Below are 24,194 nucleotides of genomic sequence, written 5' to 3'. Positions count from 1 at the left end.
GTGGCAGCCAAGGGGGAGCGTCGGCGCACGCCATACCGGCGGCGCCTGCGCAGCCGCATCATCGTCTCGTTCGTGTTGTTGGGCTTCTGCCTGACGACACTGTTCGCGTTTGCCACCAACTGGGCCCGCATGCGGGTGGAAAACCAGTTGGTGGAAGACGTGATCAACCACAACATCGAAGAGTATGCGCGGCGCTTCTACGAGCATCCGGGGCGCAATCCGGCAGTGCCCGTGCAGCAGATCCGGGCGTACGCCTACTCGGCTGACAAGTTCGACAAGGCCCGCGAGTCGTGGCCGCAGTGGGCCGACCTGCAGAACGGCAATTACAACCTCAGTGGCACCGACGAGCAGGGGCAGCCGTATGCCTACAAGCTGGCGGTACGCAAGGCCGACGACGCCTGGTTCTTCCTCGCCTATGACATGACCGACAGCGTGCGCGGCGGCAAGCAGCTCAACCGCGCGCTGGTGTTGTCGGTGCTGGTGTTCAGCGTGCTGTCGCTGGTGCTGGGCTGGTGGTCGGCGTCGAAGGTGATGAAGCCGGTGTCGGACCTGGCCGCGCGGCTGCGTGCGTACCGCGGCGGTACCAGTGAGCCCGAGCCCTTGGCGCCGCGCTTTCCCGATGACGAGGTGGGGCAGCTGGCACAGGCGCTGGACGACTATTCCTCGCGGCTGACCGAAGTGGTGCAGCGCGATCGCGAGTTCAATGCAGACGTCAGCCATGAACTGCGCACGCCGCTGGCAGTGATCCGCGGTGCCACCGAGCTGCTGCTGACCCGGCCCGGCCTGGACGAGAAGGTGCTGCAGCGCCTGCAGCGTATCCAGCGTGCCGAGCAGCAGTGCAGCGACCTGATCGGCGCACTGCTGCTGCTGTCGCGCAACGAGCGCGGGCAGGGCACCAGCAACGTGGCCCGCGTGGCCGAGCAGCTGCTGGATGCGCACCGCGCGCAGCTGGGTGGCAAGCCGCTGGAGCTGCTGCTGGAAGGCGAGCGCAACCTGGTGATCGATGCACCCGAGGCGGCGCTGTCGGTGGCGCTGGGCAACCTGATCGGCAACGCGGTGAAGTACTCACAGGATGGCGAAGTACGCGTCTTCGTGGGCGCCAATTCGGTGTCGGTGACCGACAGCGGCCCGGGCCTGAGCGAGGAAGACGCGGCCAAGCTGTTCCAGCGTGGCTACCGCGGCACGCACGCCGGTCATTCGCAGGGCGGCGGCATCGGCCTGTCGATCGTCAGCCGTCTGTGCGACCTGTACGGCTGGCAGGTGAGCGTGCGCCCCGGTGGCGAGCGTGGCGTGATCGCCACCCTGACGTTCTCGCCGAAGCCGCTGTAAGCACCCCTGCTTGGGTGGGTGCCGACCTTGGTCGGCACGGACCCTGCCGACCTTGCATCACGCCCTGTGTCGCTTGTGCCACTGAATCCACCGCACGCGAACATCCCATCGCAGGCCCGACACGACACCACCGTGATCGCTGCCGCGCCCGGCGCGTGTTCCAACGCACGCATTCGCAAGCCCGCGCCGCACTTGGGAATTTCCTTACAGATTGCCGTGCGCGGTGATGGCCTGATGACCTGGCCGGGGCAGGTGCCTTGGCCGGGATTGGCGTCCTGAAATCAACTGTCAGATGGAAAACTTCCGATGCCTCGCACGGCATCGCGGACAATGCACTGTGCTCGCTTCATGGCGGGCGGTGCGTGGGGATTCCCGGGAATCCGCCGGAGTTTCCATCCATCTGGGAGTTGTCCGGTACGCCAACCCGCACCGTCCGCCACCTTGCATCTGCAGGTGGCCTGCCGTCTGCGAGGAGCTTCACCATGTCCACCCGCCCGCTGTTCCCCCAGTTGCACGCCCTGATCGGCGATGCCGCCCACCTGCTGCCTGCCGACGTCGCCGAGCGGGTCGAAGTTCTGCTGGATGACCCCAGGGACCTGCTGCCCGCCCTGCTGGCGCGCATGGATGGCCGCGACGCCGCCGACGGCCAGCGGCTGGATGTGCAGGGTGCCAGCCCGGCGCAGGCCGCCACGATGGCTGGTCTCAGCCGCACGCTTGCCGGCCTGAATACCCTGATCCAGCTGCTGCACGCTGCCGAAATCGCGCGGGAGCAGGGTGGCGCCCGCCAGCAGCTCAATCCCGATGTGGTCGACGGCCTGCTGTTGGGCGCCCGCGAACTGGCCCGCTACGCCCGCCAGCAGCTGGAGTAGATCCACGTCACGCATGGACGCGCTTTGGTAGTGCCGGCCGCTGGCCGGCAACCAGGCCTCAAGCCCCGGCCAAGCCCAGATACTGCGCATGCAGCTGTTCCACCTGCACCTGCAGGTCCTCCGGCTGCCCATCATTGACCACCACGTCATCGGCCAGTGCCAAGCGCTGCGCACGGCTGGCCTGCGCAGCAATCATCCGGTCGGCCAGCGCAGCATCAATGCCGTCGCGCTGCATCAGCCGGGCATGCTGCACGGCTTCCGGTGCATCCACCAGCAATACCCGGTCCAACCAGGGGTAGGCCTTCCGCCCGCCCACCTCGGTCAGCAGCGGAATGGCCGCAATCGCATAGGGGCTTTCAGCCTGCTCGCACTGCTGTTGCATCAGCAGGCGGATGGCCGGGTGGGTGATGGCTTCCAGCGCCGTCCGCTCGGCCGGATCGGCGAAGACGTGGGCGCGCAGGCGGCCCCGGTCCAGGGCGCCATCGGCCAGCAGCATGCCGGCGCCGAAGCGCTCGGCGATACGGGCCAGGGCCGGGCTGCCGGCGGCGACCACGGCCCGGGCGGCCAGGTCGGCGTCGGCCACCACGATGCCCAGCGCCTCGAAGCGCCGGGTCACCTCACTCTTGCCGGCGGCGATGCCGCCGGTCAGGCCAACCACGTAGCGGCTCATGGGGACTCCCCTCAGCGCAGTCCGCTCATCACCATGTACTGCTCCACCAGCGGTGCACCCCACATGAAGTACAGCCAGCCGGCAATGGCCAGGTAAGGGCCGAACGGAATCGGCGTGGCGCGGTCACGGCCCCGGCTGTACAGCCAGATCGAGCCGATGATGGCGCCCAGCACCGACGACAGCAGGATGATCGGCAGGATGCCCTTCAGGCCACACCAGGCGCCCAGGGCTGCCAGCAGTTTGAAGTCGCCGTGGCCCATGCCCTCCTTGCCGGTCAGCTGCTTGAACAGCCACCAGACCGTCCACAGCGACAGATAGCCCACCGCCGCGCCCACCAGGGCGGGCTTGGCCGGCATGTACAGGTTGTCGATGCTGCCTATCAGCCCCAGCCACATCAGCGGCAGGGTGAGCTGGTCGGGCAGCAGCTGGGTGCGCAGGTCGATGCCGGACAGCGCGATCAGGAAGCAGGTCAGCACGATGGCGCCGAAACCCTGCCAGCCGAAGCCGAACTGCCAGACGCAGGCCACCACCAGCAGTGAGGTCAGCGCCTCCACCAGCGGGTACTGCAGCGAGATCGGCGCCTTGCAGTGGCGGCACTTGCCGCCCTGGATGATCCAGCTGAACAGCGGGATGTTCTCGTACCAGCTCAGCTTGTGCTTGCAGTGCGGGCAGTGCGACGGCTCGACCACGATCCCCGGTGGGGGCGGCTCATAGAAGTCCGGCTCCTCCAGGACCTCGCGCGCATCGCGCTTCCACTGCCACTCCAGCCGCTTGGGCAGGCGCAGGATGACGACGTTCAGGAAACTGCCCAGCAGCAGTCCGAAGGCGGCCGCGGCGGGGTAGCCGAGGCCAGGATGCTGGTCGAGAAAAGCCATGTATGTGTTATCCGACGACGGCGCCGAGTTTGAAGATGGGAAGGTACATGGCAATCACCATGCCGCCCACAATGGTACCAATGAACACCATGATCATCGGTTCCAGCAGGCTGCTCAGGGCATCCACCGAATTGTTGACCTCCTGCTCATAGTACTCGGCCACCTTGAACAGCATGGCGTCCAGCGCACCGGCCTCTTCGCCGATGCCGGTCATCTGGATGACCATGTGCGGGAACAGGTTGGTCTGCTTCATCGACATGTTCACCGGGTAACCCACCGAGACGTCGTCGCGCATGCGCAGCACCGCCTCTTCGTACACGGTGTTGCCGGTGGCGCCGGCCACGATGCCCAGCGCCTCCACCAGCGGCACGCCGGCCTTGAAGGTGACCGCGGTGGTGCGCGAGAAGCGGGCGATGGCACTGTTGTGCATGATCTGCCCGATCACCGGCACCTTCAGCACGAACCGGTCCATCGCGTGCTGCATCTTCGGCGAGCGCTTGTAGGCCATGATGGCACCGACAGCGGAGCCCACCACGATCAGGAATATCAGCCACCACCACGACACCATGAACCGCGAGAGATTCACCACCATCTGGGTGAAGGCGGGCAGCTCGGCGCCGAAGCTCTTGAACACGTCCTCGAACTGCGGCACCACGAACACCAGCATGATGCCGCTGACCAGCATCGCCACCACCACCACCATGATCGGGTAGAACAGCGCCTTCTTGATCTTGCCCTTCAGCGCTTCGATGTTTTCCTTGTAGGTGGCCACCGTGTCCAGCACGGTTTCCAGCACGCCGGCGCCTTCGCCGGCCCGCACCAGGTTGCGGTACAGCTCGTCGAACTGCACCGGGTGCTTGCTGACCGCCTCGTACATCGAGGAGCCGCCCTCGATGTCGGTGCGGATGGTGTCCACCAGCTTCTTCATCCGCGGGTTCTTGTGCCCGCTGGCGATGATGTCCAGCGCCGACACGATCGGCACGCCGGATTTCATCATCGTGGCCATCTGCCGGCTGAAGAAGGCGATGTCCTTCGGCTTGACCGGGCTGCCGGAGGCGCCGAACAGCGGCTTCGGCTTGGGCTTGACCTGGCCCGGGTTGATGCCCTGGCGGCGTAGCTCGGCGCGCAGCAGGTTGGCGTTCTTGGCCAGCTGCTCGCCCTTCATCTTCACGCCCCGCTTGTCGGTCCCCTCCCAGACAAACGGCTGCAGCTCCATGGTGGCGCGCGCCACCGGCTCTTTCTTGATCGCACTGCGACTGACAGACATGTTGGCTCCCCAAGACCCGCCATCCCCAGGCGGGTAACTAGCCATTGATGGTAGCGGGTTCAAGGGCGGATGGGCAGTTGGCAGGCGGCCTGGCGTGCGATTTCGTGCCGGGTGCCGACCAAAGGTGACGTACTGCGTCACATTGCCGCGTCCATCGCAGATTCGGAAGCGGGGGGTTCCCATCCGCGAAATTGCTGCCATCATGGGCGCGGGGAAATCCAGGGGGAGGCGTGCCGGGGTTGGCACGCAACCTGCGTTGATCCACCCGCAGGGCATGGGGCCCGCTCAACCGGCGCTGTCCGGTCCGATCCCGTGCACTGAACTCAACCACCACTATCTTGGGGATGTACCAATGAAGAACCAGAAGGGCTTCACCCTTATCGAACTGATGATCGTCGTCGCGATCATCGCCATCCTGGCCGCCATCGCGCTGCCGGCCTACCAGGACTACACCTCGAAGTCGAAGGTCACCGCTGCGCTGGCCGATCTGGCCTCGCACAAGACCCAGTTCGAGATGGTCGTCAGCGACGGTGGCACCCCGACCGTGGCCAACTCTGGCTTCCAGGCCGACAACACTGGCGCATGCTCGAAGATCGCTGTTGCCGCGACTGGTATGACCTGCACGATCCGCGAGCCGGGCCGTATCGGTGATGCGTCCAGCATTGCGCTGAACTACGCAGAAGCCTCTGGCTCGGGCGCAACCGCTACTGCAGGTGGCTTTACTTGCGTCACCACCGACGTCAAGGAAAAGTTCAAGCCGAAGGGCTGCAGCTGATCCATACCATTGACGAGAGGCATGTGGGCTATTTGTCCTGGGTCTTTCGTACGATGAACACAGGGCCCGCTTCGGCGGGCCTTGTGCTGACTGGAGCACGAGGTCCAGTCATGACGCAGCAATGGGGATTGCTGGATCAAACAGGGGGAGTCATGAACACACAGAAGGGCTTCACGCTCATCGAGCTGATGATCGTGGTGGCCATCATTGCCATACTTGCCGCGATCGCGATGGTGGCATTTCAGCCTTACATCGTTCGCACCCAGTTGACGGCCGCGCTGGCCGACATCAGCCCTGGCAAGACGCTGGTGGAGATCGTTGTCTATCAGGGGCGTCCTGTCAGTGAGGTTACGCCACAACTTATCGGCGGCGCCCAGAACGCCCACTGCTCCAGCGTCGAAGCCGAACTCAGCGAATCCGGTGTCGGCCACATCAGCTGCACCGTAAAGGGGCACAGCGTGCTGGACGGCAAGGACCTGATCCTGCGCCGCTCCGCCGAGGGCATCTGGAGCTGCGATGGCAGCGCGTTCGAGGCGCGCTATCGCCCGACCGGCTGCTGATCACACTTCAGCGCTCCGATGGGATGCTGGCTGCCCCTTGACGGGGCTATCATCCCCGGGGGAGTCAGGATCGTGCCTGCCGGGCCGGGAGTGCCGGGCAAGGCAGTGTTGCTCATGGATTGGCGATGCCGGTGGCCATTGGGTCGCGGCGGGTTCTGCTGCCCCGTGCGGTGTCCGTGCAAGACGCACGGCATGGCATGACCCCATGAGCCAAGGATTCATATGAACGCTGTCACCACCGCCAATCTTGTCGGCATCACCGGCCTGGCCCGTCGCCTGGTGCAGGACGGGGCCCTGGACGAGGCCACCGCCCGCGACGCCATGGCCAAGGCCGCCGCCGCGCGCCAGCCACTGCCGACGTGGTTCGCGCAGAACAAGCTGGTCAATGCCTCGCAGCTGGCCGCCGCCAATGCGGTCGAGTTCGGCATGCCGCTGTTCGACGTGTCCACCTTCGACGCCAGCCAGAACGCGATGAGCCTGGTCAGCGAGGAGCTGCTGCGCAAGCACAACGTGCTGCCGCTCTTCAAGCGCGGTGGCAAGCTGTTCGTCGGCACCAGCAATCCGACCCACTCGCTGGACGAGATCAAGTTCCACACCAACCTGGTGGTCGAGCCGATCCTGGTCGACGAGGACCAGATCCGGCGCACGCTGGAACAGTGGCACGCCAGCCATGACACCCTCGGCGATGCCCTGGGTGGTGATGACGATGGCATGGGCAACCTGGACGTGGCGGCCGGCGACGAGGATCTCGGCGCCACCGGCGGCGAGTCCGGCATCGATGCCAAGGGTGACGACACCCCGGTGGTGAAGTTCGTCAACAAGGTGCTGGTCGATGCGATCCGCAAGGGCGCCTCGGACATCCACTTCGAGCCCTACGAAGACGATTACCGCGTGCGCCTGCGCATCGACGGCCTGCTGAAGATGGTCGCGCGCGCACCGGTGAAGTTGAACCAGCGCATCGCCGCGCGCCTGAAGGTGATGGCACAGCTGGATATCGCCGAGAAGCGCGTCCCGCAGGACGGCCGCATCAAGCTCAACCTGTCCAAGACCAAGCAGATCGACTTCCGCGTCAGCACGCTGCCGACCCTGTTCGGCGAGAAGGTGGTGCTGCGTATCCTCGATGGCAGCGCGGCCAAGCTGGGCATCGACAAGCTGGGTTACGAGCCGGACCAGCAGAAGCTGTTCCTGGATGCCATCCACAAGCCGTACGGCATGGTGCTGGTGACCGGCCCGACCGGTTCGGGCAAGACGGTGTCGCTGTATACCGCGCTGGGCATCCTCAATGACGAGACGCGCAACATCTCCACCGCCGAAGACCCGGTGGAAATCCGCCTGCCCGGCGTCAACCAGGTACAGCAGAACAACAAGCGCGGCATGACCTTCGCCGCGGCGCTGCGCTCGTTCCTGCGACAGGACCCGGACATCATCATGGTCGGCGAAATCCGCGACCTGGAAACGGCGGAGATCGCGATCAAGGCCGCGCAGACCGGCCACATGGTGCTGTCCACGCTGCACACCAACGATGCGCCGCAGACCATCGCGCGCCTGATGAACATGGGTATCGCGCCGTACAACATCACCAGCTCGGTGACGCTGGTGATCGCCCAGCGCCTGGCGCGCCGCCTGTGCGGCAACTGCAAGCGCCGGTCCAGCCTGCCCGAACATGCACTGCTGGCCGAAGGCTTCACCCAGGCGCAGCTGGATGCGGGCATCGAGCTGTACGAGGCCGTGGGCTGCGATGAATGCACCGAGGGCTACAAGGGCCGGACCGGCGTCTACCAGGTCATGCCGATGACCGATGAGATCGCCACCATCGTGCTGGCCGGTGGCAATGCGCTGCAGATTGCCGAGGCGGCGCAGCAGATCGGCGTGAATGACCTGCGCCAGTCGGCCTTGAAGAAGGCGGCGGCGGGCATCACCAGCCTGGCCGAGATCAACCGCGTCACCAAGGATTGATGCAACGCGGTTTTCCGTAGAGCCGAGCCCGTGCTCGGCTCTACGGCAGATCCACGCCATGCGTGGATGGCGCGGTTCCGTCCACCGCGCAGCCGAGCATGGGCTCGGCTCTACTCCATCCCCAGCTTCTTCAGCTTGTAGCGCAGCGCACGGAAGGTGATGCCCAGCTGCGCGGCGGTGCGGGTCTTGTTCCAGCGGTTCTCTTCCAGCGCACGCTGGATGGCGCTGCGCTCGAGCTGCTCGATGTAGGAGGGCAGTGCGGCGCTGCCCGGCTGCAGGTCGGCAACCGCTTCGGCGGGCGCGGCACTGCCCGGCGTACGCGGCGCGTGCTGCGGCAGGCGCAGGTCATCGGCGCCGATGCAGTCTTCCTCGGCCAGGGCCAGCGCACGTTCCAGGATGTTCTCCAGCTCGCGCACATTGCCCGGGAACGGGTACTGCGCCAGCGCTTCCAGCGCCGAGGGCGCCAGCAGCGGGGTGGCACGGCCGTGGCTGCGGGCCAGGCGGGCCAGCACGGCGGCGGCCAGTTCGGGCAGGTCCTGGCGGCGCTCGCGCAGCGGCGGCACCTTCAGTTCGATCACGTTGATGCGGTAGTACAGGTCGTGGCGGAAGCGCCCGTCCTCGACCAGCTCGGCCAGATCCTTGTGGGTGGCCGAGAGGATGCGGACATCCACCGGCTCCTCGTTGGCCGCGCCCACCGCGCGCACCGACTTTTCCTGGATCGCGCGCAGCAGCTTCACCTGCATCTGCAGTGGCAGTTCAGCCACTTCGTCCAGGAACAGGGTGCCGCCGTGCGCAGCCTGGAACAGGCCAGGCTTGTCAGCGTGTGCGCCGCTGAAACTGCCCTTGCGGTGGCCGAAGAATTCGCTCTCCATCAGCTCGCCGGGAATGGCGCCGCAGTTGACCGGCACGAACGGGCCGGCCGCGCGCGCGCCCTGGGCATGGATGGTGCGTGCAACCAGCTCCTTGCCGACGCCCGACTCGCCGAGGATGTAGACCGGCGCCTGGCTGCGCGCGACCTTGCCGATGGTGGTGCGCAGCACATCCATGGCCTGCGAGTGGCCCAGCAGGCGACCGCCCTGTTCGGCGTTGGGGCCCGGTACCGGGCGCTCGGCGTTGTTGAGTTCCAGCGCGTGCTTGACCAGTCCGCGCAGCACCGAGATGTCCACCGGCTTGCTGACGAAATCGAACGCACCGGCCTTCAGTGCCTCCACAGCGAGATCCATGCTGCCGAATGCGGTGATCATCGCCACCGGCGTGCGCGGGTAGTGCTGGGCGATCTCGCTGACCAGCTCGATGCCGTTGCCATCGGGCAGGCGCATGTCGGTGATGCACAGGTCGTACGGATTGCTGGCCAGCAGCTCACGTGCCTCGGCCAGGTTGGCGGCGGTACTGATGCGCAGCCCCATGCGGCCGAGGGTCAGCACCAGCAGTTCGCGGATGTCGCGTTCGTCGTCGACGACGAGGGCGCTGCGGGTTTCATTCATGGGCGTGAAAGATAAACGAGGGGGCTGGAAGCGACAAATGTTTGACGCACAGAATGGGGATCAGCTCGGTAGCAGCGTATGTGGACCGGGCAGCACCAGGCGGAAGCAGGAGCCACCGGCCGGCACCGCGATGTAGTCCAGGCGGGCCTGGTTGGCCCTGCACAGCTCGCGCGCGATGTACAGGCCCAGTCCCGTGCCATGCTCGGACGTGGTGAAGAAGGGCCGGAACAGCTGCGCAGCCACGCTCTCCGGGATACCCGGGCCACGGTCCATCACGTCGATCACCGCGCTGCGTTCGTGCTGGGCCACGCGCAGCCGCACCCGTGCAGGCTGCTGGCCGATGCGGCCGTACTTCAGTGCGTTGTGCACCAGCACGGTCAGCACCTGGTAGAGATGCTTGGCGTCGACCTGGGCCATCACCGATGTGTCGCTGATGATCGGTTCGATGCTGTCGGTCTCCAGGGTCTGGCCCTGCTTGTACTCCAGCACGAAGCGGCGCACGAAGGCGACCAGGTCCACGTTCTCGGGCGTTGCGCGTTCGCGCCGTGCCAACCCCAGCACGCTCTCGACGATGCCGTTGGTGCGCTGGCACTGCTGGCGGATGATCTGCAGCAGGCGGCGGTCGCTTTCGTTGAAGCCGGTGCCTTCCTCGAGCAGCTGCACGGCATAGTTGATCGCCGCCAGCGGATTGCGGATCTCGTGCGCCAGGCTGGCCGAGAAGCGGCCCATCGCCGACAGAGTGAGCGATTCGGCGCGGCGCGAGACCACGCTGGAATCGTCCAGGAACACCAGCGCAAGGTCGCTGCCGGCCAGCAGGCGGGCAAAGCGCGGCTGCACTTCCGGCTGGTCGGGGTTGAGCTGCAGCGGCAGTTCGTCCTGTGCCCAGCCATTGCGCCAGCGCTGCAGCCGGCGCGCCAGTTCCGGTGCGGCACTGGCCAGGTCCAGGCGCCCGCTTTCGCCGTTGCCGTCGTTGTCGCCCAGCAGCATCGAGGCGGCTTCGTTGGCCAGGGTGATGCGGTTGTCGGCGTCCACCACCAGCACGCCGGTGCGCATGCGGCGGATGATCAGTTCGTTGATCTGGAACAGATTGGCGACTTCATCGCCGCGCTGGTTGGCCAGCTGCTGGTTGCGGCGGGCGCGGTTGCCCACCTGGTAGCTGATGAAGGCCAGTGCCAGGTAGCTGGTAGCGAACATCGCCAGTTCAGCGAGGGTGCGGGTGGGGTCGCCGCCTTCCAGCAGCTTCCAGGTGTACTCGACGCCGGTGGCCAGGCTGGCGGCCAGCGCCAGGCCCAGCCCCAGGCTGAGCGGCAGCAGAGTGGCGGCGGCGGCGATGTTGAACAGCAGCGACATCGAGATACCGGCACTGGCGCCGGGCAGGGCGTGCGACAGCAGGGTGGCGGCCACGATATCCACCAGCACGCCACTGACCACGATCGGGCGCAGCCAGCGTTCGTTGCGGCCGACCACCAGGGCCAGCAGCGACAGGGCCAGGTAGATGACCGCAACGACATCGGCCAGCCGCGGGTGGTGGGCTTCGCCGACCATGGCCGACAACGGGCTGTAGAGCAGGGCGGCAATGACCGTAGCGATCAGCACCCGGTACAGCGCGAAGAAATACAGTTCACGCCGCGGAATCGATTCGATGCGGTCAATCAATGAAGCACTGGGTGACACGCCGGAACTCCCCTTCTGGCTGCCTGGGTCTGGATTCTGCGGCGGGCCTGGCCGGCGTCCCCTGAAGCCGGCCCGGCACGTCGCGTTTGCGACGGGCAGTATAGGGCCCCCGGCCGGGCGCCGCCGAAGTGGCCCGGATCGCGCATTTGGCCCGATGCGGACACCGGTGGCCAGCCACGGCCCGGGCGCAACTGCCTGAATGACGGTGGAAATCTGCCTGCGTCCGGCGTTTTGTACAGACTTCTTTGCGCCCCGGCGCCGGCTCGGCCACAATAGTGGGCCCGCCGCGGTCCATGCCGGCGCCCCGCCGGGGCCCTGAGGAATTGCGTGCGGTCGTTCCTATTCCCACGGTGACGCATGAATTTCCACGAATACCAGTCAAAACAACTGCTTGCCGAGTACGGCATCCCGGTCCCGGCCGGCAAGGTCGCTGCGACCCCGGACGAAGCGGTTGCCGCTGCCAACTCCCTGGGCCAGGGCCCCTGGATGGTCAAGGCGCAGATCCACGCTGGCGGCCGCGGCAAGGCTGGCGGCGTCAAGTTCTGCAAGACCACCGACGACGTGAAGGCCGCTGCGGCCAAGATGCTCGGCACCAAGATGGCCACCTACCAGACCGCAGGCGTTGAACTGCCGGTCAACCTGGTGCTGGTGACCACCGCCGGCGAGATCGTCAAGGAACTGTACCTGTCGGTGCTGGTCGACCGTGGCACCAAGACCATCACCTACATCGCCTCTTCGGAAGGCGGCGTGGAGATCGAGCAGGTCGCTGCTGAAACCCCGGAGCTGATCCACTCGCTGAACGTCGACTTCGTCGAAGGCGTGCAGGGTTACCACGGCCGTGATTTCGGCTTCAAGCTGGGCCTGACCGCCAAGCAGGCCGGCCAGTTCGCCAGCATCATGGTGAACCTGTACCGCCTGTTCAACGAAAAGGACCTGGCCCTGGTTGAAATCAACCCGCTGGCCATCCTGGACGACGGCAACCTGTACGCGCTGGACGGCAAGTTCGACAGCGACGACAACGCCGCGTTCCGCCAGAAGGCCCTGGTCGCCATGCGCGACAAGACCCAGGAAGATCCGACCGAAGTGATCGCTTCGGAACTGGACATCAACTACGTCACCATGGACGGCAACATCGGCTGCATGGTGAACGGCGCCGGCCTGGCCATGGCCACCATGGACGTCATCAAGCTCAACGGCGGCGAGCCGGCGAACTTCCTGGACGTGGGCGGCGGTGCCAACAAGCAGCGCGTCATCGAAGCCTTCAAGCTGATCCTGTCCTCGGACAAGGTCGAAGGCATTTTCGTCAACATCTTCGGCGGCATCGTCCGCTGCGACATGATTGCCGAAGGCATCATCGCCGCCGTGAAGGAAGTGGGCGTCAAGGTTCCGGTCGTGGTGCGCCTGGAAGGCACCAACGTGGAAGAAGGCAAGCAGCTGCTGCGTGACAGCGGCATGGCCATCATCCCGGCTGACAACATCAACGATGGCGCCAAGAAGATCGTTGAAGCTGTCAAGAACGCCGCCTGATACCGACACCAAGGAATTCCAATGTCTGTTTTGATCAACAAGAACACCAAGGTGATCGTGCAGGGCTTCACCGGCCAGCAGGGCACCTTCCACGCCACTCAGATGATCGAGTACGGCACCCAGGTTGTCGGCGGCGTGACCCCGGGCAAGGGTGGCACCACCCATATCGACCTGCCGGTCTTCAACACCGTTGCCGACGCCGTGCAGAGCACCGGCGCCAACGCCTCGGTCATCTACGTGCCGCCGCCGTACGCGGCTGACGCGATCCTGGAAGCCGCTGCTGCCGGCATCAAGGTCATCGTCTGCATCACCGAAGGCATCCCGGTGCTGGACATGCTGCGCGTCAAGAACGTGCTGACCCGTTCGCATCCGGACACCGTGCTGATCGGGCCGAACTGCCCGGGCGTCATCACCCCGGGTGAGTGCAAGATCGGCATCATGCCGGGCCACATCCACCAGCCGGGCAAGATCGGCATCGTGTCGCGTTCGGGCACCCTGACCTATGAAGCGGTCAAGCAGACCACCGAAGTCGGCCTGGGCCAGTCCACCTGCATCGGCATCGGCGGTGACCCGATCAACGGCCTGAACTTCGTCGACTGCCTGAAGCTGTTCAACGAAGACCCGCAGACCGAAGGCATCATCATGGTTGGTGAAATCGGCGGCGACGCCGAGGAAGCCGGTGCCGAGTACATCAAGAACCACGTGAAGAAGCCGGTCGTCGGTTTCATCGCCGGTGCGTCGGCTCCGGCCGGCAAGCGCATGGGCCACGCCGGTGCGATCGCCTCGGGCGGCAAGGGCACTGCCGAAGGCAAGTTCGCCGCCATGGAAGCTGCCGGTGTTGTCACCGTCCGCTCGCCGGGCGACCTGGGCGCTGCCATCGCCAAGCTGGTGAAATAAGATCGACTGCCTCCGGCAGACGTTGCTGTAGGGCCGGCCGCTGGCCGGCTGCTGAAACAGAAAGGCCGCCTCCGGGCGGCCTTTCTGCGTCTGGCGCCCTGGCCATCCCGGCAAGCTCATCCACGCATGGCGTGGATCTACTGAGCCGGGGCTGTCCACGCAGCGAGCGCGCCCGGCGCGCGCATGGCGCAGCGCTACAATGGCAGCATTGCAACCACAGGCTGGATTCCCATGGCTTCGATCCGCATCGCGATGGCGCAGTTCGACTTCCCGGTCGGCGACGTCGCCGGCAACACCGAGCGCATCATCGAGATGATCGGCCAGGCGCGCGACGAGTACGGCGCCGAGCTGGTGATGTTCCCCGAGCTGGCGGTGAGCGGTTATCCGCCGGAAGACCTGCTGCTGCGCCCGGGCTTCCTGTACGAGTGCGAGCAGGCAATGATGCGCATTGCCGCAGCCTGCCGCGGCATCACCGCGGTGGTCGGCTGGCCGCAGGCGGCTGGCGCGGTGGTCTACAACGCCGCCAGCGTGCTGCGCGACGGGCTGGTCGAGCAGACCTACCGCAAGCGTGAGCTGCCCAATTACGCCGTGTTCGACGAACGCCGCTACTTCGATGTTGATCCGGACGGCGGCAGCTGCGTCTTCGAGGTCAACGGCATTCCGGTGGGTTTGCTGATCTGCGAGGACCTGTGGTTCGCCGAGCCGCTGGCCGACACCGTGCGCGCCGGCGCGCAGCTGGTGGTGGTACCCAATGCCTCGCCGTACGAGCGCGGCAAGCACGCCCAGCGCGATGCGGTGCTGGCCGCACGCACCCGCGAGAGCGGGGCAGCGATTGCCTATCTCAATGTGGTCGGTGGCCAGGATGCGCTGGTGTTTGATGGCGCCTCGGTGGTGGCCGATGGTGACGGCACGGTGCACCCCGCCGCCGCCGCCTTCGTCGACCAGTGGCTGGTGGTGGAGTACGACGGCCAAACACGCCGCTTCATGCCGCACGTGTGGATGGACGACGGCGACGAGAGCATGGACGCGCTGGCCTGGCGCGCGGTGACCCGTGGCATCCAGGATTACTGCCGCAAGAACGGTTTCAAGAAGGTCTGGCTGGGCCTGTCCGGTGGCATCGATTCGGCGCTGGTACTGGCGCTGGCGGTCGACGCGCTCGGGGCCGAGAACGTCACCGCTGTGCGCCTGCCGTCGCGCTACACCGCCGGCATGTCCAACGATCTCGCCGCCGAGCAGTGCCAGGCACTGGGCGTGAAGCTGGAAGCGGTCTCGATCGAGCCGGCGTTCAAGGGCCTGATGGAATCGCTGGCGCCGATGTTCGAAGGCACTGCGCCGGACGTGACCGAAGAGAACCTGCAGTCGCGCAGCCGTGGCGTGATCCTGATGGCGCTGGCCAACAAGTTCGGTGGCCTGCTGCTGACCACCGGCAACAAGAGCGAGTACGCGGTGGGTTACGCCACCATCTACGGCGACATGTGCGGTGGCTATGCGCCGCTGAAGGACCTGTACAAGACCGAGGTGTTCGGGCTGTCCAAGTGGCGCAACACCGTGGGCGGCGCGCCGGTGATCCCGCCGGCGGTGATCAGCCGCCCGCCGTCGGCCGAACTGCGCGAGAACCAGCTGGACCAGGACTCGCTGCCGGCCTATGACGTGCTGGACGGCATCCTGTACCGCTACATCGACCAGGAGCAGTCGCGCACGGAGATCGTTGCCGCCGGTTATGACGCGGCCGTGGTCGACCGCGTGCTGCGCCTGGTGCGCATCAGCGAGTGGAAGCGGCACCAGGCCGCGCCAGGCCCGAAGGTGTCGCGCCGTGCTTTCGGTCGTGAGCGTCGCTACCCGATCAGCAACGGCTACAAGGGTTGAGGTAGCCGTTGGCAGGTAGTGCCGGCCGCTGGCCGGCAGCCCGATGCGCCGTGCATCCACGCGTGGATCTACTGCATCCGGTAGTGCCGGCCGCTGGCCGGCAACCCGTATCCCGCGTATCCACGCATGGCGTGGATCTACCGGGCGTCGTCGAGCAGCTGTTCGAGGCCGGCGGTTTCCGCAGCGTCGTTGAAGTGGCCGTCTTCAAGCCGTGCACGCACAAACGCCAGGCCATCCGCCGCCGCGTCCAGCGTGCCGCGATGGTCGACCGGGTAGCGCCGGAACGCTACCGGCTCGCCGCGCAGCGCCAGGCCTGCGGCATACAGCAGGGTGGTCAGATAGGGCACGTCGCGGTCCTCGCTGCCGTGGCCCAGGATCAGCGGTTGGCTGAAACCGCGGCGCGGTACGCCAAGATAGTCGTACAACACGGCCCAGATGCCTGGCACGCTGGTCAGCGGTGCGGTGAACATGCTGCCGGTATCCGCGCCGTCCAGCGTGGTGGCGAGTTCGCCCAGGCACTGCTCGCGTGCCACTGCCACGCGAGCGCGGCCGGTGTCGCTGAGGACGCGGTCGATCTGCGGCGCAACCTGCAACAGACCATCGAGCAGATACGCGTGATACGCGTTGAGCGCGCCAGGATTGGCGATGCGGTTGTCCGGCTTCATCACCAGTGCGGTCAGCTCGACGGCGGTGGGCGTGCCGGTGGTGAAGCTGCCGCGGTAGTGCAGCGACGGGCCAGCATAGGTGGGCGCCAGATGCCCGGCAGTGAGCGCGGCGGCACCACCCTGCGAATGGCCGACCGAGACCCAGCGCGGCGACAGCGTTGCGGTGCCCAGGTACTGGCGGCTGGCTTTGACGAGGTCGATGGCATTGCGCGCGGCAGCGCGCACATGCAGATAGGCATGGTCACCTGGACTGCCGAGGCCCTGGTAGTCCGCAGCAACCACCGCATAGCCCTGTGCCAGGAACTGATCGAGGAAGCGGCCGTCGCGTTCGGGTTGGTAGGGGCCGGAGACCGAGGGCGCACAGTAATCCGCGATGCCCTGGGTGCCATGTGCCCAGGACACCACCGGCCAGCCGCCTGCAGGCGCCGCGCCGGCGGGCAGGTACGGCAGGCCGGCGCCTTCGGCCAGCTGGCCGCGATGATCCGGGGTGCGGTAGCGCAGCTTGTAGGCCTGCGCGGCCTTGGACGGCACCCATGACGCGCGATAGGGGGCAGCAGACAGCAGATCGCCCGGTGCGGGTGAGGCAGCCGCCACGGGGCCCGAGGACAGCGCCAGCAGGCCAGTGGCGAGGAGGCAGGCGAGCGGGCGGAAACGGCGGGGCGGTGGGGTCATGGGGCGCTCCTTCACGGCCGGGATGGCCGTTGCGCCGCAGTGTGGATGGCCTCGCCTACGCCGATCGGGACCGGCGTCGCATCCGCCGGGGATTCGTAGAATTCCTAGTGTCGTGGTCCATGGGCGCACGAACCCTCCACGCATGGCGTGGATCTGCCGACAAAGAAAAGGCCCCTTTCGGGGCCTTCTTTTACTTCTTTTCCAGTCGCGCGTTGCGCTGGCCGGTGCTGGCGGACTTTTCGCCAGCGAACGGGTTCAGCTTGCGGATCATCCACGGGTACTTCGGCCACTTGCCTTCCAGCCACGGGTGGTCCGGCTGGTTCAGCTGCAGGACGCGGCGGGCGTCGTCGGCCAGGGTCTTGTTGCCCAGGTGGGTGTAGGAATCGGCCAGGACGGCGACGGCATCGTACTGGAACGCGCTCTGCGGATAGGTTTCCAGCAGGTAGTTGGCGCGGCCGGCGGCCGAGACCCAGGCGCCGCGGCGCATGTAGTACAGGGCGTTGTCCAGCTCATGCTGGGCGAACACGTCACGCAGCTCCAGCATGCGCTGGCGCGCATCGGCGGCGTAGCGGCTGTTCGGGTAACGGTCGACCACGATGTTGAAGTCCGAATATGCCTGGTGCGGCGTGGACAGATCGCGGCGGCTGGCATCCAGCGACCATACGCGGCGCAGGAAAACCGTACTGCGGTTGGAGTTGGCCAGGCCGCGCAGGTAGTACAGGTACGCGATGTTGCGATGGGTCGGGTAGGTACGGATGAAGCGGTCGATGCTGGACACTGCATCGTCGTGCTTGCCGGCCTTGTACTGCGCGTAGGCGGTTTCGATCATCGCCTGTTCGGTATACGGGCCGTACGGATACTGGGCCACGAGGCGGCGGAAGCTGGTTTCAGCCCCGCTCCAGTTGCCACCCTGCATCAGCTTGTGGCTCTTCTCGTACAACTGTTCGACCGGCGTCCCTTCATCGGGGCGATCGCCCTTCTTGGCGCCACGGTGGCAGCCGGTGGCGGCGATGACCAGCACCAGCAGCAGGGCGGTGAGGCGGACGGGCGCGGAGAGCATGGAGGAGCGTCGGATCATGAGGTCAAGGCGGGACGCGGCTGGAATACGAAGGGTCGATGATAGCCTAGTGTCCTGTCCAGCGACTGAAACCGGCCGCCGGGACCCCAAAATTTCAAAGAATGCCCCCTGCCATGTCTGAACAACCCTCTGAATCGGCCCGCCAGGCCATCGTCCCCGATACCGCTGCCGGCCGCCGTTTCGACGCCGTGGTGGCCGAACTGTTCCCCGAATACTCGCGTTCGCGCCTGACCGAGTGGATCAAGGCCGGGGAGGTCCTGCTGGACGGCGCCCAGGTGCGCCCGCGCGATCCGCTGCGCGGTGGCGAGGTGGTGACCCTCAACGTGGTGCTGGAAACCCAGACCGACGCCCAGCCGGAGGACATCCCGCTGGACGTGCTGTTCGAGGACGAGCACCTGCTGGTGATCAACAAGCCGGTCGGCCTGGTGGTGCACCCGGGCGCGGGCAACCACAGCGGCACCTTGGTCAACGCCCTGCTGTTCCGCGACCCGTCGGTGGCGGTGCTGCCGCGCGCGGGCATCGTGCACCGCCTGGACAAGGACACCAGTGGCGTGATGGTGGTGGCCAAGACCCTGGAAGCGCAGACTGCGCTGGTCGAGCAGCTGGCCGCACGCGACGTGCACCGCCAGTACCTGGCCATCGTGATGGGTGCGCTGGTGGCCGGCGGTACCGCCGATGCCCCGATCGACCGCCACCCGCGCGACCGCCTGAAGATGGCGGTGCGCGAGGACGGCAAGGAAGCGATCACCCACTACCGCCTGCGCGAGCGCTTCCGTGCGCACACCGCGCTGGAGTGCCGCTTGGAAACCGGCCGTACCCACCAGATCCGCGTGCACATGGCGCATGTGCGCCATCCGATCATCGGTGACCCGCTGTACGGCGGTGCGCTGAAGCTGCCCAAGGGGGCCAGCGATGAGCTGGTGGCCGCGCTGCGTGGCTTCAAGCGCCAGGCCCTGCACGCCGAGACCCTGGAGTTCACCCATCCGATCACCGGTGAGCCGGTGCGCAACACCGCGCCGGTGCCGGAGGACATGCTGCACCTGATGAAGGTGCTGCGCGAAGACAGCGAGGCCTTCGCCGCGCGCGAGCGGGACCGCTGGTGATGGCCGCCGCGCTGCCCGTGCTGCAGGCGGACTGGCCGGCGCCGCCGGGCGTCCATGCGTTGACCACGCGTCGGCACGGTGCGGGCATTTCGCCGGCGCCGTTCGCGCAGTTCAACCTGGGCAACCGGCACGCGGCCGACGGTGATACCCCAGCCAACGTAGAGCACAACCGCCAGCTGCTGCAGCAGGGGCTGGCGCTGCCCTCGACACCGCACTGGCTGCGCCAGGTGCACAGCAGCACCGTGCTGCGCTTCACCGCGCCGCCGGTGCCCGGCGCAAGCGAGCCGGTGGCCGATGCCGCAGTGACCTCGGTGCCGGGCGTGGTGCTGGCGATCCTGACTGCCGACTGCCTGCCGGTGGTGTTTGCCGCCGCCGATGGCAGTGAGGTGGGCGCGGCCCACGCAGGCTGGCGTGGCTTGGCCGACGGCATGCTGGAGGCCACCGTGGCCGCCATGCAGACGCCGCCGGCGCAGCTGCGGGCCTGGCTGGGCCCGGCCGCCGGACCGGCCGACTACGAGATCGGCGAGGAGGTCTACCACGCCTTCGTCGGCCATGATCCGGCCGCCGAGGCGGCGTTCGTTGCCACCCGCGCGGGCCACTGGAGGGTGGACCTGTTCGCGCTGGCGCGGCAGCGGTTGCAGGCGGCGGGCATGGACCCGGCGCAGGTCCATGGCGGCACGGTGTCGACCATGGCCGATCCGGACCTGTATTCGCACCGGCGCGACCGTCGCACCGGGCGCATGGCGACGCTGGCCTGGATCGCCCCCTGACCTTGCCGCTGTTCGCGCGCGTGCTGGGGCCGGCCTTCGCCACCCTCGCAGGGCCGGTGCAGGCGCTGCATGCCGCGCCGTTGCCTTGCCGCTACGTGGGGCGGGCGCACATCGTGAGGGGGCGGCACTGGCTGGTGCCGCTGCTGGCCGCGTTGGCGCGGCTGCCGAAGGACGGTGGAGCGTTGCCGACCGAAGTGGCGTTCAGTGCACACGGGCAGGGCGAGCAGTGGGCGCGGCGTTTTGGCCGCTGGCCGATGGTGTCGCGTCTATGGGCGCACGAGGGCTGCCTGCGCGAGCAGTTGGGCGCGGTGCGCTTCGAGTTTGATCTGCAGGCCCGCGAGGGTGGCATCGACTGGTCGGTGCGTCGGGTCTGGGCGTTCGGGCTGCTGCCGTTGCCGAGGCGCTGGTTTGGTGGCGTGCGTTGCCGCGAAGCCTGGCAGGGCGAGCGTTACACTTTCCTGGTCGATGTGACGCTGCCCTGGGCGGGAGCCCTGATCCGCTATGAAGGTTGGCTCGAACCGCAGTGAGGCCGCCGCCGAGGCGGGCAGCGCGGTGATCGTATTCGATGGCGTATGCGCGCTGTGCAATCGCTGGGTGCGCTTCCTGCTGCGTTTCGGCCGCGCGGGGCGCTACCGCTTTGCGGCGATGCAGGGGCAGCAGGGCAGCGCGATGTTGCGCGCGCACGGGCTGGACCCGCAGGACCCGATGTCGTTCCTGCTGCTGGACGCGCAGGGCGCCTGGACCGATACCGATGCGATCCTGCGCGTGCTGACGGGGCTGGGCGGCGCCTGGCGCCTGATCGGCGTGGTGCGGGCAGTGCCGCGTGGCTGGCGTGATGCCGCGTATCGCGCGCTGGCGCGCAACCGCTACCGCTGGTTCGGGCGGCACGACGCCTGTCATCTGCCCGCACCGGAGCAGGCAGCGCGATTCCTGGATTGAAGGAAAAAGGGACGGAGGGGATCAAGTCGTTTGTGCACAAACGCCTTGATCCCCTCCGTCCCTTTTTTCCTCAACCTTCCAGCGCGTCCAGATAGCTGCGGCGCCAGTGATTGATGTCGTAGGTGCGCAGGTGATCCATCATCGCGTGCCAGCGTTCCTTGCGCCTGCTCAGTGACATCGTTGCTGCCGTGGCGATGGCGTCGGCCACGCCGTCCAGATCGTGCGGGTTCACCAGCAATGCCTGCTTGAGTTCGTCGGCAGCGCCGGCCAGCAGCGACAACACCAGCACGCCGGGATCTTCCGGGTCCTGCGACGCCACGTATTCCTTGGCCACCAGGTTCATGCCATCGCGCAACGGCGTGACCAGGCCGACCGCCGCCGCCCGGTAGAAGCCGGTGAGGGTGGCATGGGTGAAGTTCTGGTTGACGTAGCGCAGCGGCGTCCAGTCAGGTTCGGCGTGGCCACCGTTGATGTGGCCGGCGATCTGTTCCAGCTGGCTGCGCAGCTGCCGGTACTCGGTGACGTCGCCGCGCGAGACCGGGGCGATCTGCAGGTAGGTCAGCGAGCCGCGCTGGTCGGGGTGGCGCTCAAGATAGCGCTCGAAGCCAAGGAAGCGTTCGGGCAGGCCCTTGGAATAGTCCAGGCGATCCACGCCGATCGCCAGCTGGCGATCGCGCAGGCTGGCGCGCAGGTTCTTCACGGCGGCCTTGGTGGCCGCGGTGCCGGCCTGGCGTGCGATCAGCTCGGTGTCGATGCCGATCGGGAAGGCGGCGGCACGGAAGCGGCGCCCGCCCGGTGCTTCCAGCTCGCCGTTGTCGAGCACGCGGCCGCCGCCGAACAGGCGCAGGTAGGTCTGGAAGCGATCAGCGTCGCGCTGGGTCTGGAAGCCGACCAGGTCGTAGGCGTACAGCGCGGAGAACAGCCGCAGGTGGTCGGGCATCGCCTGCAGCAGGTCGGCAGACGGCATCGGGATATGCAGGAAGAAGCCTATGCGGCAGCCGATGCCGCGCTCGCGCAGCAGCGCACCGAGCGGGATCAGGTGGTAGTCGTGGATCCAGACGATGTCGTCCTCGCGCAGCAGTGGCGCGAGCTTGTCGGCGAACAGCGCGTTGACCTTGTGGTAAGTCTCGCGGGTGCCGCGGTCGTAGTCGACCAGATCCAGGCGGAAGTGCAGCAGCGGCCACAAGGTGCGGTTGGCGAAGCCGTTGTAGTAGCCATCGACCTCGCGCTTGCTCAGGTCCATGGTGACGTAGTCGATGTCACCGTCTTTCTGCCGGTGCAGCGTGCCGCTGCCTTCCTTCACCGTCTTGCCACTCCAGCCGAACCACAGGCCACCGCGTTCCTTCAGGGCAGCCAGCAGGCCGACAGCCAGGCCGCCGGCGCGGTTCTCGCCGGGCACGGCCACACGGTTTGAAACCACGACCAGACGACTCACGATGCCTCCTGCCAGGACCGCGACAGGCGCATTGCGGCGGTGATCAGGCCGACGTGCGAATAGGTCTGCGGGAAATTGCCCCAGGCCTCGCCGCTGTCGAAGGCCAGATCCTCCGACAGCAGGCCCAGGTGATTGCGCTGCTTCAGCAGCAGCTCGAACATCTCACGTGCTTCATCCATGCGCCCGATCGCGGCCAGCGCGTCGATGTACCAGAAGGTGCAGATGGTGAAGCTGGTTTCCGGTTCACCGAAGTCATCCGGCGCGACATAGCGGTACAGCGAATTGCCATGCTTGAGGTCGCGGCCGATGGCATCGACGGTGGCGATGAAGCGGGTGTCCAGCGCGTCGATGAAACCGATATCGGCCAGCAGCAGCAGCGAGGCATCCAGCCGATGGCCACCGAAGGTATCGGTGAAGTGGCCCAGCTCCTCGTTCCAGGATTCGGCCATGATGCGCGCGTGGATGGTGTCGGCGCGCTCGCGCCAGTAATGCGCGCGGTCGTCACGCTTCAGGCGCACGGCGATTTTGCACAGGCGGTCGCAGGCAGCCCAGCACATCGCGCTGGTGTAGGTGTGCACTTCGGTGCGGCCGCGGAATTCCCACAGGCCGGCATCGGGTACGTCGTGCAGGGCGAAGGCCTGTTCGCCCAAGGGTTCCAGGCGGGCAAAGGTGTGCGCATCACCCGGGTCCTGCAGGCGCCGGTCGAAGAACAGCTGCGTGGAGGCCAGCACCACGCTGCCGTAGACATCGTGCTGGCGCTGCACCCAGGCCAGGTTGCCACGGCGCACCGGGCCCATGCCGCGGTAGCCGGACAGGCTGGGAACCTCATCTTCGTCCAGCTTCGCTTCGAAGCCGATGCCATACAGCGGCTGCAGCGTGCCGTCGGTGGTGGCCAGGTTGAAGATGTAGCCGAGGAACTGTTCCATCGTGCGCGTTGCGCCGAGACGGTTCAGCGCCCGCACCACGAAGGCCGCGTCGCGCAGCCAGCAGTAGCGGTAGTCCCAGTTGCGCACGCTGCCGGGTGCTTCCGGAATGGAAGTGGTCATCGCCGCGATGATCGCGCCGCTGTCCTCGTACTGGCACAGCTTCAACGTGATCGCACTGCGGATGACCGCGTCCTGCCATTCCAGTGGAATGGACAGGTAGCGCACCCACTCGCGCCAGTAGTCGCGGGTGCGCTGGAAGGCTTCCTGCACGTAGCCGCTGATCGAACGATTGAGCGATTCATCCACGCCCAGGATCAGGTGGATCGGATGGTTGAGCACGAACGGCAGGCCGTCGCGCACGAAGCGCACCGGCACATCGGTGGTCAGCCGCAGCACGTGTTCGGGCAGGATCCAGCGCACATGGTTGCTGCCCCAGGTGGATTCGGGCACGCGTGCGCCCCAGTCCGCCAGGGGGCGCGCACGCACGGTGATGCGCGGGCTGCCAGCCAGCGGACGCACCTGGCGGATCAGGCTGACCGGGCGGTAGAAGCGATCGTTCTGGCGCCAGCGCGGGGCGAAATCGAGGATTTCCAATGCGCCGCCCTGCGTGTCACGCAGCACGGTGCGCAGGATCGCAGTGTTGGTGAGGTATTCCTGCTCGCTGCTCGCGAAGTCCTCCAGCTCGATGGCGAAGTCGCCGCCGGTCTGCTGGTTGGGGCCGAGCAGGGCGCAGAAGGTCGGGTCGCCGTCGAAGGTGGGCAGGCAGCTCCAGACAACGCGGGCATGTTTGTCGACCAGGGCGCCGAAGCTGCCGTTGCCGACCACGCCCAGATCAAGATCGGGTTGGGTCATCACGC

At 66.9% G+C, this 24,194-nt stretch carries 21 protein-coding genes; 12 read left to right on the top strand and 9 right to left on the bottom strand.

Annotated features, from left to right (window positions below):
- Positions 1-1,329 carry a sensor histidine kinase gene (locus AC5P9P_RS08615; protein WP_005410803.1) on the top strand — a complete coding sequence of 443 codons (1,329 nt, stop codon included), beginning with the start codon at positions 1-3 and terminating at the stop codon, positions 1,327-1,329.
- Between the two features lie 482 nt (positions 1,330-1,811).
- Positions 1,812-2,198, top strand: a complete 387-nt coding sequence (locus AC5P9P_RS08610) for a hypothetical protein (protein WP_005410802.1) — start codon at positions 1,812-1,814, stop codon at positions 2,196-2,198.
- Between the two features lie 58 nt (positions 2,199-2,256).
- On the opposite strand, the gene coaE is transcribed toward AC5P9P_RS08610, so the two are convergent.
- From coaE to AC5P9P_RS08595, 3 genes are read right to left on the bottom strand one after another with little or no spacing between them, the layout of a single operon-like run.
- Positions 2,257-2,868 (bottom strand): dephospho-CoA kinase, encoded by a 612-nt coding sequence (gene coaE / locus AC5P9P_RS08605; RefSeq protein ID WP_495202127.1) that lies wholly within the window; start codon positions 2,866-2,868, stop codon positions 2,257-2,259.
- A gap of 11 nt (positions 2,869-2,879) precedes the next feature.
- Positions 2,880-3,743 (bottom strand): prepilin peptidase, encoded by an 864-nt coding sequence (locus tag AC5P9P_RS08600; RefSeq protein WP_005410800.1) that lies wholly within the window; start codon positions 3,741-3,743, stop codon positions 2,880-2,882.
- Between the two features lie 7 nt (positions 3,744-3,750).
- Positions 3,751-5,010 carry a type II secretion system F family protein gene (locus AC5P9P_RS08595; protein WP_049403032.1) on the bottom strand — a complete coding sequence of 420 codons (1,260 nt, stop codon included), beginning with the start codon at positions 5,008-5,010 and terminating at the stop codon, positions 3,751-3,753.
- 352 nt (positions 5,011-5,362) lie between these two features.
- Between AC5P9P_RS08595 and AC5P9P_RS08590 the strand changes: the two genes are divergently transcribed.
- From AC5P9P_RS08590 to pilB, 3 genes are all read left to right on the top strand, one after another.
- A complete protein-coding gene (locus AC5P9P_RS08590) occupies positions 5,363-5,785 on the top strand; it encodes a pilin (RefSeq protein WP_049403031.1) in 423 nt (140 codons plus the stop codon).
- Positions 5,786-5,895: 110 nt separating this feature from the next.
- Positions 5,896-6,345, top strand: a complete 450-nt coding sequence (locus AC5P9P_RS08585) for a pilin (protein WP_275043866.1) — start codon at positions 5,896-5,898, stop codon at positions 6,343-6,345.
- 222 nt (positions 6,346-6,567) lie between these two features.
- A complete protein-coding gene (pilB, locus tag AC5P9P_RS08580) occupies positions 6,568-8,301 on the top strand; it encodes a type IV-A pilus assembly ATPase PilB (RefSeq protein ID WP_049403029.1) in 1,734 nt (577 codons plus the stop codon).
- Positions 8,302-8,411: 110 nt separating this feature from the next.
- Here pilB and AC5P9P_RS08575 read toward each other — a convergent pair whose 3' ends face one another.
- Together AC5P9P_RS08575 and AC5P9P_RS08570 are read right to left on the bottom strand one after the other, a co-directional pair.
- The gene (locus tag AC5P9P_RS08575) at positions 8,412-9,785 is read right to left on the bottom strand and encodes a sigma-54-dependent transcriptional regulator (protein WP_495202126.1); all 1,374 of its coding nucleotides are present in this window, start codon (positions 9,783-9,785) and stop codon (positions 8,412-8,414) included.
- Between the two features lie 60 nt (positions 9,786-9,845).
- The gene (locus AC5P9P_RS08570) at positions 9,846-11,459 is read right to left on the bottom strand and encodes a sensor histidine kinase (RefSeq protein WP_005414304.1); all 1,614 of its coding nucleotides are present in this window, start codon (positions 11,457-11,459) and stop codon (positions 9,846-9,848) included.
- A gap of 357 nt (positions 11,460-11,816) precedes the next feature.
- On the opposite strand from AC5P9P_RS08570, the gene sucC reads away from it, so the two are divergent.
- The 3 genes from sucC to AC5P9P_RS08555 all read left to right on the top strand — a co-directional run bounded on the left by sucC (position 11,817) and on the right by AC5P9P_RS08555 (position 15,749).
- Positions 11,817-12,986: an ADP-forming succinate--CoA ligase subunit beta gene (gene sucC, locus AC5P9P_RS08565; RefSeq protein WP_004154430.1), complete on the top strand. Its 1,170-nt coding sequence runs from the start codon at positions 11,817-11,819 to the stop codon at positions 12,984-12,986.
- 21 nt (positions 12,987-13,007) lie between these two features.
- Positions 13,008-13,883 carry a succinate--CoA ligase subunit alpha gene (sucD, locus tag AC5P9P_RS08560; protein WP_005410793.1) on the top strand — a complete coding sequence of 292 codons (876 nt, stop codon included), beginning with the start codon at positions 13,008-13,010 and terminating at the stop codon, positions 13,881-13,883.
- A gap of 231 nt (positions 13,884-14,114) precedes the next feature.
- Positions 14,115-15,749, top strand: coding sequence for an NAD+ synthase (locus AC5P9P_RS08555; RefSeq protein WP_049397002.1), 1,635 nt, complete (start codon positions 14,115-14,117; stop codon positions 15,747-15,749).
- A 137-nt stretch (positions 15,750-15,886) separates the two neighbouring features.
- Here AC5P9P_RS08555 and AC5P9P_RS08550 read toward each other — a convergent pair whose 3' ends face one another.
- Both AC5P9P_RS08550 and AC5P9P_RS08545 read right to left on the bottom strand, forming a co-directional pair.
- Complete coding sequence (locus AC5P9P_RS08550; protein ID WP_288469819.1) at positions 15,887-17,086, bottom strand: lipase family protein; 1,200 nt, start codon at positions 17,084-17,086, stop codon at positions 15,887-15,889.
- Positions 17,087-17,276: 190 nt separating this feature from the next.
- Positions 17,277-18,164 carry an outer membrane protein assembly factor BamD gene (locus AC5P9P_RS08545; RefSeq protein ID WP_024956778.1) on the bottom strand — a complete coding sequence of 296 codons (888 nt, stop codon included), beginning with the start codon at positions 18,162-18,164 and terminating at the stop codon, positions 17,277-17,279.
- A 113-nt stretch (positions 18,165-18,277) separates the two neighbouring features.
- Here AC5P9P_RS08545 and rluD point away from each other — a divergent pair, with 113 nt between their 5' ends.
- Genes rluD through AC5P9P_RS08525 form a run of 4 tightly spaced genes read left to right on the top strand, consistent with a single transcriptional unit; the run spans position 18,278 to position 20,976 of the window.
- A complete protein-coding gene (gene rluD / locus AC5P9P_RS08540) occupies positions 18,278-19,267 on the top strand; it encodes a 23S rRNA pseudouridine(1911/1915/1917) synthase RluD (RefSeq protein ID WP_019660164.1) in 990 nt (329 codons plus the stop codon).
- The gene (gene pgeF / locus AC5P9P_RS08535) at positions 19,267-20,037 is read left to right on the top strand and encodes a peptidoglycan editing factor PgeF (RefSeq protein WP_049403024.1); all 771 of its coding nucleotides are present in this window, start codon (positions 19,267-19,269) and stop codon (positions 20,035-20,037) included. Before rluD ends, pgeF begins: the two co-directional genes overlap by 1 nt.
- Positions 20,038-20,039: 2 nt before the next feature.
- Complete coding sequence (locus AC5P9P_RS08530) at positions 20,040-20,564, top strand: DUF4166 domain-containing protein (protein ID WP_033833012.1); 525 nt, start codon at positions 20,040-20,042, stop codon at positions 20,562-20,564.
- Positions 20,539-20,976: a thiol-disulfide oxidoreductase DCC family protein gene (locus tag AC5P9P_RS08525; RefSeq protein ID WP_111108679.1), complete on the top strand. Its 438-nt coding sequence runs from the start codon at positions 20,539-20,541 to the stop codon at positions 20,974-20,976. Before AC5P9P_RS08530 ends, AC5P9P_RS08525 begins: the two co-directional genes overlap by 26 nt.
- 70 nt (positions 20,977-21,046) lie before the next feature.
- Here AC5P9P_RS08525 and otsA read toward each other — a convergent pair whose 3' ends face one another.
- Entirely contained in the window at positions 21,047-22,411 is a 1,365-nt protein-coding gene (gene otsA / locus AC5P9P_RS08520) for an alpha,alpha-trehalose-phosphate synthase (UDP-forming) (RefSeq protein ID WP_005410785.1), read from the bottom strand.
- Positions 22,408-24,189 (bottom strand): glycoside hydrolase family 15 protein, encoded by a 1,782-nt coding sequence (locus AC5P9P_RS08515; RefSeq protein WP_012481088.1) that lies wholly within the window; start codon positions 24,187-24,189, stop codon positions 22,408-22,410. Before AC5P9P_RS08515 ends, otsA begins: the two co-directional genes overlap by 4 nt.
- Positions 24,190-24,194 lie beyond the last annotated feature (5 nt).

Source organism: Stenotrophomonas sp. YJH_SMC_14-1 (genome assembly GCF_059372275.1).
The sequence above is the reverse complement of the archived record's forward strand: the minus strand, read 5'-3'. Positions and strand labels throughout refer to the sequence as shown.

Bases quoted from the DNA above. Each gene is read 5' to 3' on its own strand.
- AC5P9P_RS08610 (WP_005410802.1), top strand. From the start codon at position 1,812: ATGTCCACCCGCCCGCTGTTCCCCCAGTTGCACGCCCTGATCGGCGAT.
- coaE (WP_495202127.1), bottom strand. From the start codon at position 2,868: ATGAGCCGCTACGTGGTTGGCCTGACCGGCGGCATCGCCGCCGGCAAG.
- AC5P9P_RS08600 (WP_005410800.1), bottom strand. From the start codon at position 3,743: ATGGCTTTTCTCGACCAGCATCCTGGCCTCGGCTACCCCGCCGCGGCC.
- AC5P9P_RS08595 (WP_049403032.1), bottom strand. From the start codon at position 5,010: ATGTCTGTCAGTCGCAGTGCGATCAAGAAAGAGCCGGTGGCGCGCGCC.
- AC5P9P_RS08590 (WP_049403031.1), top strand. From the start codon at position 5,363: ATGAAGAACCAGAAGGGCTTCACCCTTATCGAACTGATGATCGTCGTC.
- AC5P9P_RS08585 (WP_275043866.1), top strand. From the start codon at position 5,896: ATGACGCAGCAATGGGGATTGCTGGATCAAACAGGGGGAGTCATGAAC.
- pilB (WP_049403029.1), top strand. From the start codon at position 6,568: ATGAACGCTGTCACCACCGCCAATCTTGTCGGCATCACCGGCCTGGCC.
- AC5P9P_RS08575 (WP_495202126.1), bottom strand. From the start codon at position 9,785: ATGAATGAAACCCGCAGCGCCCTCGTCGTCGACGACGAACGCGACATC.
- sucC (WP_004154430.1), top strand. From the start codon at position 11,817: ATGAATTTCCACGAATACCAGTCAAAACAACTGCTTGCCGAGTACGGC.
- sucD (WP_005410793.1), top strand. From the start codon at position 13,008: ATGTCTGTTTTGATCAACAAGAACACCAAGGTGATCGTGCAGGGCTTC.
- AC5P9P_RS08555 (WP_049397002.1), top strand. From the start codon at position 14,115: ATGGCTTCGATCCGCATCGCGATGGCGCAGTTCGACTTCCCGGTCGGC.
- AC5P9P_RS08550 (WP_288469819.1), bottom strand. From the start codon at position 17,086: ATGACCCCACCGCCCCGCCGTTTCCGCCCGCTCGCCTGCCTCCTCGCC.
- AC5P9P_RS08545 (WP_024956778.1), bottom strand. From the start codon at position 18,164: ATGATCCGACGCTCCTCCATGCTCTCCGCGCCCGTCCGCCTCACCGCC.
- rluD (WP_019660164.1), top strand. From the start codon at position 18,278: ATGTCTGAACAACCCTCTGAATCGGCCCGCCAGGCCATCGTCCCCGAT.
- pgeF (WP_049403024.1), top strand. From the start codon at position 19,267: ATGGCCGCCGCGCTGCCCGTGCTGCAGGCGGACTGGCCGGCGCCGCCG.
- AC5P9P_RS08525 (WP_111108679.1), top strand. From the start codon at position 20,539: ATGAAGGTTGGCTCGAACCGCAGTGAGGCCGCCGCCGAGGCGGGCAGC.
- AC5P9P_RS08515 (WP_012481088.1), bottom strand. From the start codon at position 24,189: ATGACCCAACCCGATCTTGATCTGGGCGTGGTCGGCAACGGCAGCTTC.